Genomic DNA, 13,223 nt, shown 5'->3' on the forward strand with positions numbered 1-13,223 from the left:
GGCGGTAAGCCTTTGTAAATGAAAAGCATACCGCCTAATTAACTGAATATCAGCTATACCGCCTTTATCCCTCGATTGCTGCTTGCGCCGCCGCCAATCTTGCGATAGGCACGCGAAATGGAGAACAACTAACGTAGTTCAAGCCTACTCTGTGGCAGAACTTCACTGAAGAAGGTTCACCACCATGTTCACCACAAATACCGCATTTCAAATCCGGGCGGATAGCACGGCCTTTTTCTGTTGCCATACGTACCAGTTGTCCCACACCATTCTGGTCGAGCACCTGGAACGGGTCTACTTTCAAAATCTTCTTTTCCAGATAAACAGGAAGGAAGGAAGCAATATCATCACGAGAATAACCGAAGGTCATCTGCGTCAAGTCATTTGTACCGAATGAGAAGAATTCAGCAGAAGAAGCAATGCGGTCGGCTGTCAAAGCTGCACGCGGGATTTCAATCATTGTACCTACTTTGAAGTCGATGCTGTCTCCCAACTCTTCGAACAACTTCGCTGCCTCTGTACGAATCACGTTTTCCTGTTCCTTGAATTCATACAAGATACCAGTCAGCGGAACCATAATTTCCGGATGAGTCTCCACTCCTTCTTTCTTCAATTCCAATGCAGCACCCAGGATAGCACGTGTCTGCATCTGCGTAATTTCAGGATATGTATTTCCCAAACGGCAACCACGGTGACCCAACATCGGGTTGTGTTCGCACAAGGATTCTACACGTTGCTGGATATACTGCAAACTTACGCCCATTGTATCTGCCATCTCCTGCTGTCCCTTCAAATCGTGGGGAACGAACTCATGCAAAGGAGGATCGAGCAGACGTACAGTCACCGGACAGCCCGCCATTGCCTTGAAGATACCCTTGAAGTCAGCCTGCTGGTATGGAAGAATCTTAGCCAATGCCTTGCGACGCCCTTCGGCATCTTCCGCCAAAATCATTTCACGCATAGCCTTAATCTTCTCACCTTCGAAGAACATATGTTCCGTACGGCAAAGACCGATACCTACCGCACCGAAATTACGGGCCACTTCCGCATCGTGCGGAGTATCCGCATTGGTACGTACTTGCAGACGGGTATATTTATCAGCCAATGTCATCAATTCGGCAAAGTCACCGGAAAGTTCGGCAGCTTTCGTCTCTACCTTACCATTATATACTACACCCGTACTTCCGTTCAGAGAGATGTAATCACCTTCTTTCAGCACCACACCGTCAATTTCCACCGTACGTGCCTTATAATCAATATTCAATGCGCCTGCACCCGACACACAGCATTTACCCATACCACGGGCAACCACAGCAGCGTGAGAAGTCATACCGCCACGAGCTGTCAGGATACCTTCGGCAACTGCCATACCTGCCAAGTCTTCAGGAGAAGTTTCGATACGGACCATCACTACACGCTTTCCGGCAGCATGCCATTCGGCAGCGTCGTCGGCGAAGAATACAATCTGACCGGTTGCAGCACCCGGAGAAGCCGGAAGACCGCGAGTCAGGACTTTAGCTTTCTTTAAAGCATCCTTATCAAATACAGGGTGAAGCAATTCGTCCAGTTTATTCGGCTCAACACGCATCAAAGCTGTCTTTTCATCAATCATACCCTGACGAAGCAAATCCATAGCAATCTTCACCATGGCAGCACCCGTACGTTTGCCGTTGCGTGTTTGAAGGAACCAGAGCTTACCTTCTTGAACGGTAAACTCCATGTCCTGCATATCTTTATAATGATTTTCCAATTTTGTCTGAAGCGCATCCAGTTCTTTGTAGATTTCCGGCATAGCTTCTTCCATAGAAGGATATTTTTCTGCGCGTTCTTCTTCGCTTACTCCGGCCAATTGGGCCCAACGTTGAGAACCGATCTTAGTAATCTGTTGCGGAGTACGGATACCGGCTACTACGTCTTCACCTTGCGCGTTAATCAGGTATTCACCATTGAAAAGATCTTCACCTGTAGCTGCGTCACGTGAGAAACAAACGCCGGTTGCGGAAGTATCTCCCATATTACCGAATACCATTGCCTGTACGTTTACGGCTGTTCCCCATTCGTCAGGAATACTTTCCATCTTACGGTAAAGGATAGCACGTTCATTCATCCATGAATCGAATACTGCGCAGATGGCACCCCAAAGCTGTTCGTATGCACAAGTCGGGAAATCTTTTCCTGTCTGTTCTTTTACGGCAGCCTTAAATTTCTTCACGAGTTCTTTCAGGTCTTCCACTTCCAGCTCGTTGTCGAGTTTCACACCTTTCGCTTCTTTCACCTCTTCGATGATTGCTTCGAACGGGTCGATATCTTCCTTATTAGTAGGTTTCATTCCCAAAACCACGTCACCGTACATCTGTACAAAACGACGGTAAGAATCCCATGCAAAACGTGCGTTACCAGTCTTGCGGATAATACCTTCCACCACTTCGTCATTCAGACCAAGGTTCAGAATAGTATCCATCATACCCGGCATAGATGCGCGGGCACCGGAACGTACAGACACCAACAGAGGGTTTTCAATGTCACCAAATTTTGATTTCATCAAGCCCTCTACATTAGAAATGGCTTTCACGACATCATCTTTGAGCAACTCAACCACTTTGTCACGCCCTAACGTGTTGTATTCCGTACAAACATCTGTAGTTATTGTGAATCCGGGAGGGACTGGAATTCCGATTAAATTCATTTCTGCAAGATTGGCACCTTTACCACCTAGCAAATTCTTCATGTCAGCCTTTCCTTCTGCCTGACCATTACCAAAGGTATAAACTCTTTTTTTATCCATAATACTGTGTTTAAAGTTACATTATGATTATCTTCTGTTCGCAAATCTAAGGATATTTCGCAAATCAGAAAACTTTTTGCGAAAAAACTTTCTATCAAAATGCAATTTCGACATTACAATCTGGAATATTTCTACAGACACGAAAGTTTTCCAAAAAAAATACCTATTTTTGCAGAGTAATTATTAGACTGGTGTAAAAGTGGCAAGAAAGAAAAAAGAGCTTCCCTTATTGGAGAAGGTAACAATCATGGATGTGGCTGCCGAAGGAAAAGCCATCGCAAAAGTAAACGACCTGGTAATTTTTGTCCCCTACGTAGTGCCGGGTGACGTCGTAGACCTTCAGATCAAGCGTAAAAAGAATAAATATGCCGAAGCAGAAGCGGTGAAGTTTCATGAACTATCGCCCAATCGCGCCGTTCCTTTCTGCCAGCACTATGGTGTATGCGGCGGCTGCAAATGGCAGGTGCTCCCCTATCCGGAGCAAATCAGATACAAACAGAAGCAAGTGGAAGATAACCTGAGACGTATCGGGAAAATCGAGCTTCCTGAGATTTCTCCTATTCTCGGTTCAGCTAAAACGGAGTGGTACAGAAACAAACTGGAGTTCACTTTTTCCAACAAACGTTGGCTGACAAACGAAGAAGTGCGCCAGGATGTGAAGTATGACCAGATGAATGCGGTAGGTTTCCATATTCCGGGTGCGTTCGACAAGGTGCTGGCTATCGAGAAATGTTGGTTGCAGGACGATATATCCAACCGTATCCGGAATGCGATACGCGATTATGCTTACGAACATGATTATTCATTCATCAATCTGCGTACACAAGAAGGTATGCTGCGGAATATGATTGTCCGCACTTCTTCGACAGGTGAACTGATGGTTATCGTGATTTGCAAGATTACGGAAGAGCACGAAATGGCCCTATTCAAAAAACTGCTTCAGTTTGTCGCTGATTCTTTCCCGGAAATTACATCTTTGCTATACATTATTAATAATAAGTGTAACGACACCATCAATGATTTGGATGTGCACGTATTTAAAGGTAAAGATCATATCTTTGAGGAGATGGAAGGCCTGCGTTTCAAGGTAGGTCCGAAATCATTCTATCAGACCAATTCGGAACAGGCATATAATCTATATAAGATAGCCCGTGACTTTGCCGGACTGACCGGAAATGAACTGGTGTACGACCTTTATACCGGAACAGGCACGATTGCCAACTTTGTCTCACGCCAGGCGCGCCAGGTGATCGGTATCGAATATGTGCCGGAAGCTATTGAAGACGCAAAGGTAAATGCAGAAATCAATGATATTAAGAATACCTTGTTCTATGCCGGCGACATGAAGGATATGTTGACTCAGGACTTCATCAATCAGCATGGACGCCCGGACGTTATCATTACAGATCCCCCTCGTGCAGGTATGCATCAAGATGTGGTTGACGTCATTTTGTTTGCCGAACCCAAACGGATTGTTTATGTAAGTTGTAATCCTGCTACTCAGGCACGCGATTTGCAGTTACTGGATGGTAAATACAAGGTGAAAGCTGTGCAGCCGGTTGATATGTTCCCTCACACTCATCATGTGGAGAATGTAGTATTACTAGAACTTCGATAAAAGAAAAAAATGGAAAAAAGACCTAGAAAGACACCTGCTGAAAGAGCACGTGCCCAATATACGAACTATGCAGTCAGGGAACCGATGGAACTCATGGATTTCCTCGCTGCCAAAATGCCGGACGCAAGCCGCACAAAGCTGAAATCTTTGTTAAGCAAGCGGGTGGTATTTGTTGACAATGTGATCACGACACAATTCAACTTCCCTCTTCAACCGGGAATGAAAGTGCAAATCAGCAAGCAAAAGGGAAAGAAAGAATTTAATAACAGATTGCTGAAAATTATATATGAAGACGCTTATATCATTGTTGTCGAAAAGATGCAAGGACTTTTATCCGTCAATACGGAGCGCCAGAAAGAGCGTACTGCTTATACAATACTCAATGAATATGTACAGCGTTCCGGACGTCAGTTTCGCGTATTCATCGTTCACCGCCTGGACAGGGACACTTCCGGCTTGATGATGTTTGCCAAAGACGAAAAGACCCAGCAGGTTCTGCGTGACAATTGGCACGAAATAGTGACAGACCGCAGATATGTGGCAGTAGTGGAAGGAAGCATGGAGAAAGACTATGATACGGTAGTATCCTGGTTGACTGATAAGACTTTGTATGTAAGCTCCAGCGAATATGATGACGGTGGTTCAAAATCAATCACACATTATAGAACCATCAAACGTGCAAACGGGTATTCTCTTGTAGAACTTGATTTGGAGACAGGACGCAAGAATCAGATTCGTGTGCATATGCAGGATTTAGGTCATCCGATTGTCGGTGATGGAAGATATGGCGGAGAAAACTATTCGAATCCTATCGGACGATTGGCTCTTCACGCTTTCAAGCTTTGTTTTTATCATCCGGTAACGGGGGACTTGATGGAGTTTGAGACACCTTATCCGGCAGATTTCAAGAAGCTGTTTTTGAAGAAATAAAAAATAAAAGCGGAACTCTTTAAAAAAGAGACTTCCGCTTTTTATTTATATTAAAATATTCATCTTCTATTGCATTTCCAATGTAAAAGGAAAACCTTCCGAATCTCCTGTCAAATAAAAAATCCCAGTCATTAATCCCCGACGTATATTCACATCATCCATGTAGGAGATTCCATTTCTACCATAATCCAAAACAAGGTTATTACTGTAACGATCCTCCCAATACCATTGAAAACGAAAATGATCATATGGGTCACCGTTACGATAATATTGATATTCTTCCCCAAAGCCATCCGGGTCAAAAGTAAACTCACTATATATATACCTTCCATTGACAGCACTCATGCCGACATCTCCTGCCCATATCCTGCCAAACATCTGCTCTTCTAAGTCTTCATCGTCCTCACACGAAGTAAAACCAACCAATAAAGTCAGCATCATTAAGATACCTGCATATCTCTTAACCATTTTCATAATCTTCCAGTTTATTGCGTTTATAAATACAAATTTAGCGTTTTTATTTTACTATACACCCCAAGCCATAAGTTTTTTGTACCTTTGCCCCGATAATATTAAAAAAATTACATGAAACTTCTTTGGCTCGATTTAAATAGCTCCTATGCACACTCCTCACTGGCACTCCCTGCACTCCATGCTCAAATAGCAGACGATACCACTATTGAATGGTGCGTAGTCTCCGCCACGATTAATGAAAATACCGGTAGCGTTGTCAATCAAATCTATCGTCACCAGCCGGATATCATTGCAGCCACCAATTGGCTATTTAATCACGAGCAACTATTACACATCGTTTCACGTGCAAAAGCATTATTACCTCATTGCTGTATCATACTCGGCGGCCCCGAGTTTTTAGGAGATAACGCAGCTTTCTTATATAAGAACAAATTTGTAAGCGGAGTGTTCCGCGGAGAAGGCGAAGAAGTATTCCCTTTATGGCTAAAAGTGTGGAATCACTCAAAAGAAGAGTGGAAATCAATAACAGGCCTCTGTTATCTTGATGAAAACAATCAATATCAAGACAACGGTATCGCCCGCGTCATGAATTTCTCACAACTCATATCTCCTGAAAAGAGCCGTTTTTTCAATTGGAGCAAGCCCTTTGTCCAACTTGAAACAACCCGGGGATGTTTCAACACATGCGCTTTTTGCGTCAGTGGCGGTGAAAAGCCTGTCCGCACCATTCCTCTGGAAACTATCCATGAACGCCTGAACGATATTCATCAACATGGTATCAAAAATGTACGTGTGCTCGACCGCACCTTTAATTACAATAATAAGCGTGCCAAAGAATTACTCGACCTGTTTCGCAACTATCCGGACATCTGTTTCCATCTTGAAATCCATCCTGCTCTCCTTTCCGAAGAACTTAAAGAAGAATTATCCGTTCTCCCTAAAGGTTTATTGCACCTGGAAGCCGGCATTCAAAGTTTAAAAGAGTCTGTCCTGCAACAAAGCCGGCGCATCGGAAAATTATCCGATGCCCTTGAAGGATTAAAATATCTCTGCTCTCTAAAAAACATGGAGACGCATGCTGACCTAATAGCCGGACTCCCACTCTATCACTTATCCGAGATATTCGAAGATGTCCACACCTTGGCAGAATATGGTGCAGGAGAAATCCAACTGGAATCTCTGAAGCTACTTCCCGGCACTGAAATGCGAAGAAGAGCAGAAGAATTAGGCATCCAATACTCACCGCTTCCACCGTACGAAGTACTGCAAACCCGTGAAATATCCGTAGATGAGTTACAGACAGCACATTATCTGTCCCGCCTTTTAGACGGATTCTACAATACTCCTACCTGGCAAAGCATTACCCGGACACTCATTTTGGAGAATCCTTCTTTCTTACATGAATTCCTCAACCATTTGGTGCAAACAGATGTTATCGACACTCCTTTAAGTTTAGAAAGAAGAGGATTGATTCTATACGATTTTTGTAAAAGTCAATACCCCGATTACTTGACGCAAGTCAGCATCGCATGGATAGAAGCAGGAATGTCCTTAAAGAAAGCCCCCGCCGAAAAAGTAAGAACCAAACGGCAAGTCCCTCCCGAAAGTTGGGAAGTTATATACGGTTCATACCGTGAGAATCTACGTTTATGCTTCCTTCCTACTGACGAAGAAGGGCACGGTTACTGGTTCGGTTTTGAATCGGAGATTCAAAAGATACAACCGGTATTCAAAGCAACAACTTAATAAAAAGCCACCCTCAAAACCCAAAAACTGTCCAAATAAAAAAAGAAAAGTATTCCCATATTTTGTGAAATAATTCCTATTCGCAAATCATTCAAAGCAGCATTTCCTGTTTTTCACCGTCCATACAATAAACTTTACTAGCACACACAGTATGGATGCCCGAAAATATCAGTTGATGATTGTCTGCCTGTCATTACTCCCTTTATCCGTAGCAGGACAAGAATGGAGTAAGCAGGACTCATTGAGATTACAACAAATACTAAACTCTGAACAGGAAATCAAAATAAACAGAAAGCTCATTGAAAACACAGAGCAGAATATATATCCCCAAAAGTCCTTTATGGATTTTGACCCGACATTGCCAACTATTAAAAATTCGACCATCTTTTCAAAACCATCCATTAATACCTATAATATACTCCACAAGTCTGCCTCTACCTTTTTACCGACTTATTCTTTAATGAGAATAAATAGAAATCTCATCCTGCATAGCAAAAGTAACTTTGCAGAAAGCCCCAGTCACTTCCATATCCAAACTCTTATTGAATATAAGCTCTCACAAAAATGGTCTCTTAATATATACGGCTCACAAAACCTTAATACCCGGAAATACCGGGGACTCCCTTCCGAAGTAGAGCCCACCCAACTAGGCAGCAACGTTGTACTGAAAATAAATAAAAACTGGAAAATCAAAACCGGCATGCAATATCAATATAATACCTTGCGAAAAAGATGGGAATGGATACCTCAAGTTAGTGTTTCATATGAATGGTAGATACAATACAATCTGTATAATATCTCATCTTCCCGTAAAGACAGAAAAGTTTTAGAAGTCAGGCAAACGTATCTTCCATTTTATTCTCTACCTTTGTAACACGATTAAAAAACATCTTATAATAATGAAGAATTTTATCAAGGGATTCCGGTTTACCCCTTCTAATTATCCGGCAGCAGTAGAAGAGAAAATACAAAAATACAGAAAGCAAGGTTATAAACTCCCTCCACGCAAAGTGCTTCGTACACCCGAGCAACTGGAAGGGATTCGTGAAAGTGCCAAAATCAATACAGCATTGTTGGATTATATCTCAGAGAATATTCGTGAAGGGATGTCTACTGAAGAGATTGACGTGATGGTTTACGACTTCACAACCGGACATGGTGCTATCCCCGCCCCGCTCAATTATGAAGGATTTCCCAAAAGCGTTTGTACGAGCATCAATGATGTAGTGTGTCACGGGATACCAAGTAAAAACGAAATCCTTAAAAGCGGTGACATTGTCAATGTAGATGTTTCTACGATTTACAATGGCTATTTCTCCGACGCGTCCCGCATGTTTATGATTGGCGAGGTAAGTCCCGAAATGCAAAAGCTGGTTCGGGTAACCAAAGAATGCATGGAAATAGGAATTGCTGCCGCACAGCCCTGGAAACAACTGGGCGATGTAGGCGCAGCGATTCAGGAACATGCCGAAAAGAATGGATATAGCGTTGTCCGTGACCTTTGCGGACACGGTGTGGGGATGAAGTTCCATGAAGAGCCGGATGTAGAACACTTCGGACGCCGCGGCACAGGAATGATGATCGTACCCGGCATGACTTTTACCATCGAGCCGATGATAAACATGGGAACCTATGAAGTATTCATAGACGAAGCCGACGGATGGACTGTCTGCACCGACGACGGGCTACCCTCAGCCCAATGGGAAAATATGATACTGATTACTGAAACCGGAAACGAAATTCTAACTTATTGATGGAACTGATTCTACTTATTGTAATTACCGTATTAGTGACAGTCCTGCTGGTATTATCACTGGCCAAAGGCAACAATCAAACTCAAGCGGAACAATTACAGATAGCTTTGCGCCAACAGATGCAGGAGAACCGGGAAGAACTGAACCGTAGCATCCGGGAACTTCGCATGGAAATGACGCAAACGCTCAACCAGAATATGCAGCAACTCCAGGATGTACTGCATAAAAACATGATGACCAGCGGAGAGTTACAACGCCAGAAATTCGACACGATGGCACGCCAACAGGAAGCACTGATGAAATCTACCGAGAAACGCCTGGACGATATGCGCCTGATGGTAGAAGAAAAGCTGCAAAAGACACTGAACGAACGAATCGGCCAGTCGTTTGAAATCGTCCGTTCACAGCTTGAGAACGTACAAAAAGGACTCGGAGAAATGAAATCCCTGGCACAGGACGTCGGCGGACTGAAAAAAGTATTGAGCAACGTAAAAATGCGGGGAACATTCGGTGAAGTACAGCTCGGAGCATTACTCGAACAAATGATGAGCCCTGAACAGTATGACGCAAACGTCAAGACGAAAAAGAGCGGAACCGAATTCGTCGAATTTGCTATCAAACTTCCGGGTAAAGATGATGCCAACAGCACCGTTTACCTTCCGATTGATGCCAAATTCCCGAAAGACATATACGAACAATATTATGATGCTTTCGAAGCGGGAGATGCCGCACTGATGGAATCATCCGGCAAGCAGTTGGAAAGCACGATTAAAAAGATGGCCAAGGATATTCACGATAAATATGTGGATCCCCCTTTTACTACCGATTTCGCCATCATGTTCTTACCTTTTGAAAGCATTTACGCTGAGGTAATCCGAAGAACAAGTCTTGTAGAGACGCTTCAGAAAGAATATAAGATCGTAGTGACCGGACCGACGACACTAGGAGCTATCTTGAACAGCCTTCAAATGGGATTCCGAACTCTTGCCATCCAAAAGCGTACCGGCGAAGTTTGGACTGTATTAGGAGCCGTCAAAACGGAATTCGGCAAGTTCGGCGGATTGCTTGAGAAAGTACAGAAGAACCTGCAAAGCGCTGGAGACCAACTGGAAGAAGTAATGGGAAAACGGACACGCGCCATCGAACGGAAACTGCGGCAAGTAGAGCAGTTACCACATGAAGAAAGTCAGAAGATTCTGCCGATTGACGGAATAGATGATGAACTTACAGATGAATAGTCAACGCCCCTGCCCCTTTGCAAGCACCACCCGGAGCACAATATACCCCAATAATCCGGAAAGTATGGAACCCGACAATACTCCAAACTTAGCCTGATTCAACAAGACCGGATAATCAGCACCGAAAGAAAGGTTGGCAATGAAAAGCGATACGGTAAAACCGATGCCGCCTAACAATGCAACTCCGGTAAGATTCATCCAGTTCATTCCCAATGGTCTGGGAGTCAGTCCTGTTCTGATAGCCAACCAGGTGAACGAATAAATACCGATGAATTTTCCCAATAACAATCCGGCTGCCACCGCAATACCCACGTTGCCGACCAACTCGCCACCCCCGCTAAACACAACGCCGGCATTGACAAAAGCAAAAAGCGGAAGAATCAGGTAATTGACCGCCCCATGCAGATTGTCTTCCAATGATTGCAACGGACTAATCACACGGTCGGAAGCCGACTCCACCTCTTTCAGTTTGGCAATCTGCTCATTAGTCAACACAATACTTCCCGACTCCATTGTCGGGAAGCCGGCTATTATACGACGGATATCTTCAATATACTTTCCTACGTTCAAACGAGGCTTTGCGGGAATAACAAAAGCCAGGATAACCCCGGAGATTGTACTATGAATACCCGATTGCAAAAATAAATACCAAATAACGCCCCCAATCACTAAAAAGAAAATCTTATTTGTCGCCCCCCATTTTCCAATAAAGTAAAGCAAAACATAAAGCAATGCAGCCACCAGAAGATAACCGTAAGAGACATGTGAACTATAAAAAATGGCAATCACCAGAATACCGCCAATATCATCAACCACCGCAAAAGCCGTCAGAAAGATTTTCAGACTCAGCGGAACACGATTCCCTAGCAAGCTCAACACTCCCAATGAAAAAGCAATATCCGTCGCCATTGGAATGGCAAGTCCCCGTCCACCATCACTACCCGGCGGGCAAAACAGCATATAAATCAACACCGGAAACACCATACCGCCGCAAGCGGCAATAAAAGGCAATGACGCTTTGCGGAAAGAAGAAAGCTCGCCAACCAATAACTCCCGTTTGATCTCCAGTCCCACCATCAGGAAGAAAATCGTCATCAATCCATCATTGATAAACTCAATCATCCGTAGATTTTCCCCGCCATGCGAAAGTAAATTAAAACTACCAATCTGCAAATGAAGCTCATGAGACAGAAACTCCTGATAAACCGGAGCCACAGAAGAGTTCGCAATGATGGCTGCCGAAATAGCAGCCAGAAATAGAAGAATACTCGCTGTGATATTCATGGATGAGAAATTCCGCATAGTCCGCAAAATAGTCATAACGAAATGTATTTATAATATTAGACTCGCAATATACGGATTTTTCTAATTAATATAGCTCCTCAAAGCCAGGTTTTTCACCCAAAGCACAAAGATTCCTGTCAAAATCAGGTTCAACACCAAAGTCAGCACAGAAATCACCAACGCAGGTCCTCCCAAATTGTATCCCAACGCAATGAAAATAATTCCGGCACCCACTTCCCCACGGGTAAACATTCCGATAGAAAGAGCCAGCCGTTCACTCAACTTCCGGTCGCGATAAAAGAACATCGGGCAGAGTTTTCCTACATTCGACAACAAAGAGACAATCACCACATGAAACATAATCATTCCCCAAGACATCATCTCCTGCGAACCCGTTACGGAATGCGTGCCCGCATGAGTCTCCGCAAAGTTCACCCCGATAAAATGAGGCATACTCATCCCCACCAGGAACATAAACAAGAAAGAGATTCCGGTTGACACCTTCCGTTCCACGGGCGTATCATGCTCCCTATGTTTCATAATCATACCCAAGACAAAAGCCGGCAACAGCACTTCAATATGGATACTACCCTCTTCTCCATACAATTCCTTGCTGCCCAGATAAAGAATCTGCGTAGCCAGGAATATGATAACCGAATAAAAGAGAATAGCCTTCCAGTCCTGGCGCCAGTCATATTTATTCAACTTCTGCCAGCCGACAGCCAACAACATAAACACGACCACCACCACAATAATCAATTGCCAGCGCAATCCGATCATCATTATCTGAAGAGGAATCATCAGGATAATCGTATCCAAATCATCAAAGATAGCCAGCACTTGAATCTTCTTATAAATCCAACTGGACTTCAGCCCGATAGCAGCCAGCATCGTAAATAAGATACCCGCCGATGTCGGCGCCGCAAAACGGCTCAACAACAGATTCTCCTTCCACGCTTCCCAACTATTCCAATAATCGGGCGGCAACAATATAAACACATAATAAATGGCAATCATAAACCACGGCAGGGCTGCCGTCGCCATCGCTATGAAATAATCCTGAGCATAGCTTTTCCACCGAACCTTGTCGAGAACAAATTCCCGGCCCACATTAATCATTATAAAACTAAGGCATACATAAAGCAGTACATTCGAAATGGATTTAACGGCTCCATAACCTTGCCCTGCCAGTACCGGCAGGAATTGTGAAAGAATGAGCCCCAACATAAGGAAGCCCGAAAAAGACAGAACTTTTCTCATATTTATAGTCGTTTGTTTTTTAAAAGTGATTGCCAAGGAAAGCTCTGCGGACAGAAGGCGATCACCCTGGTGTATTAAAAAACTAACCGCAAGTCAATTTGTTCAGGATATACTCTGAAAAAATTGCTTGCGGC

The 13,223-nt window shown here is 43.8% G+C and carries 10 protein-coding genes; 6 read left to right on the forward strand and 4 right to left on the reverse strand.

Annotated features, from left to right (window positions below; genetic code table 11):
* Positions 1 to 64 precede the first annotated feature (64 nt).
* On the reverse strand, positions 65 to 2,785 hold the full coding sequence (gene ppdK, locus BQ7997_RS10000) for a pyruvate, phosphate dikinase (RefSeq protein WP_073345913.1): 2,721 nt from the start codon (positions 2,783 to 2,785) through the stop codon (positions 65 to 67).
* Between the two features lie 247 nt (positions 2,786 to 3,032).
* Here ppdK and rlmD point away from each other — a divergent pair, with 247 nt between their 5' ends.
* Together rlmD and BQ7997_RS10015 are read left to right on the forward strand one after the other, a co-directional pair.
* The gene (gene rlmD, locus BQ7997_RS10010) at positions 3,033 to 4,403 is read left to right on the forward strand and encodes a 23S rRNA (uracil(1939)-C(5))-methyltransferase RlmD (RefSeq protein ID WP_229088148.1); all 1,371 of its coding nucleotides are present in this window, start codon (positions 3,033 to 3,035) and stop codon (positions 4,401 to 4,403) included.
* Positions 4,404 to 4,412: 9 nt separating this feature from the next.
* On the forward strand, positions 4,413 to 5,333 hold the full coding sequence (locus tag BQ7997_RS10015; RefSeq protein ID WP_073345916.1) for an RluA family pseudouridine synthase: 921 nt from the start codon (positions 4,413 to 4,415) through the stop codon (positions 5,331 to 5,333).
* Positions 5,334 to 5,399: 66 nt separating this feature from the next.
* On the opposite strand, the gene BQ7997_RS10020 is transcribed toward BQ7997_RS10015, so the two are convergent.
* On the reverse strand, positions 5,400 to 5,807 hold the full coding sequence (locus tag BQ7997_RS10020; protein ID WP_073345917.1) for a hypothetical protein: 408 nt from the start codon (positions 5,805 to 5,807) through the stop codon (positions 5,400 to 5,402).
* 111 nt (positions 5,808 to 5,918) lie between these two features.
* Here BQ7997_RS10020 and BQ7997_RS10025 point away from each other — a divergent pair, with 111 nt between their 5' ends.
* The 4 genes from BQ7997_RS10025 (at position 5,919) to BQ7997_RS10040 (ending at position 10,545) form a co-directional block, all read left to right on the forward strand.
* A complete protein-coding gene (locus BQ7997_RS10025; RefSeq protein ID WP_073345920.1) occupies positions 5,919 to 7,553 on the forward strand; it encodes a B12-binding domain-containing radical SAM protein in 1,635 nt (544 codons plus the stop codon).
* Between the two features lie 151 nt (positions 7,554 to 7,704).
* The gene (locus BQ7997_RS10030; protein ID WP_073345922.1) at positions 7,705 to 8,328 is read left to right on the forward strand and encodes a DUF4858 domain-containing protein; all 624 of its coding nucleotides are present in this window, start codon (positions 7,705 to 7,707) and stop codon (positions 8,326 to 8,328) included.
* A 124-nt stretch (positions 8,329 to 8,452) separates the two neighbouring features.
* Entirely contained in the window at positions 8,453 to 9,307 is an 855-nt protein-coding gene (gene map, locus BQ7997_RS10035; RefSeq protein WP_022139212.1) for a type I methionyl aminopeptidase, read from the forward strand.
* Positions 9,307 to 10,545: a DNA recombination protein RmuC gene (locus BQ7997_RS10040; RefSeq protein WP_073345925.1), complete on the forward strand. Its 1,239-nt coding sequence runs from the start codon at positions 9,307 to 9,309 to the stop codon at positions 10,543 to 10,545. The genes map and BQ7997_RS10040 overlap by 1 nt, the downstream gene beginning before the upstream one ends.
* Here BQ7997_RS10040 and nhaA read toward each other — a convergent pair whose 3' ends face one another.
* Both nhaA and BQ7997_RS10050 read right to left on the reverse strand, forming a co-directional pair.
* On the reverse strand, positions 10,546 to 11,865 hold the full coding sequence (gene nhaA / locus BQ7997_RS10045; RefSeq protein ID WP_073345927.1) for a Na+/H+ antiporter NhaA: 1,320 nt from the start codon (positions 11,863 to 11,865) through the stop codon (positions 10,546 to 10,548).
* A gap of 45 nt (positions 11,866 to 11,910) precedes the next feature.
* The gene (locus BQ7997_RS10050; RefSeq protein ID WP_073345930.1) at positions 11,911 to 13,089 is read right to left on the reverse strand and encodes a cation:proton antiporter family protein; all 1,179 of its coding nucleotides are present in this window, start codon (positions 13,087 to 13,089) and stop codon (positions 11,911 to 11,913) included.
* Positions 13,090 to 13,223: the final 134 nt, after the last annotated feature.

It is taken from the genome of Bacteroides congonensis (assembly GCF_900130125.1).
In the GTDB taxonomy this organism is placed as follows: domain Bacteria; phylum Bacteroidota; class Bacteroidia; order Bacteroidales; family Bacteroidaceae; genus Bacteroides; species Bacteroides congonensis.

Excerpts from the sequence above, each read along its gene's own strand:
- BQ7997_RS10015 (WP_073345916.1), top strand. The coding sequence starts at position 4,413 with ATGGAAAAAAGACCTAGAAAGACACCTGCTGAAAGAGCACGTGCCCAA.
- BQ7997_RS10040 (WP_073345925.1), top strand. The coding sequence starts at position 9,307 with ATGGAACTGATTCTACTTATTGTAATTACCGTATTAGTGACAGTCCTG.
- nhaA (WP_073345927.1), bottom strand. The coding sequence starts at position 11,865 with ATGACTATTTTGCGGACTATGCGGAATTTCTCATCCATGAATATCACA.
- BQ7997_RS10025 (WP_073345920.1), top strand. The coding sequence starts at position 5,919 with ATGAAACTTCTTTGGCTCGATTTAAATAGCTCCTATGCACACTCCTCA.
- BQ7997_RS10050 (WP_073345930.1), bottom strand. The coding sequence starts at position 13,089 with ATGAGAAAAGTTCTGTCTTTTTCGGGCTTCCTTATGTTGGGGCTCATT.
- rlmD (WP_229088148.1), top strand. The coding sequence starts at position 3,033 with ATGGATGTGGCTGCCGAAGGAAAAGCCATCGCAAAAGTAAACGACCTG.
- BQ7997_RS10020 (WP_073345917.1), bottom strand. The coding sequence starts at position 5,807 with ATGAAAATGGTTAAGAGATATGCAGGTATCTTAATGATGCTGACTTTA.
- BQ7997_RS10030 (WP_073345922.1), top strand. The coding sequence starts at position 7,705 with ATGGATGCCCGAAAATATCAGTTGATGATTGTCTGCCTGTCATTACTC.
- map (WP_022139212.1), top strand. The coding sequence starts at position 8,453 with ATGAAGAATTTTATCAAGGGATTCCGGTTTACCCCTTCTAATTATCCG.
- ppdK (WP_073345913.1), bottom strand. The coding sequence starts at position 2,785 with ATGGATAAAAAAAGAGTTTATACCTTTGGTAATGGTCAGGCAGAAGGA.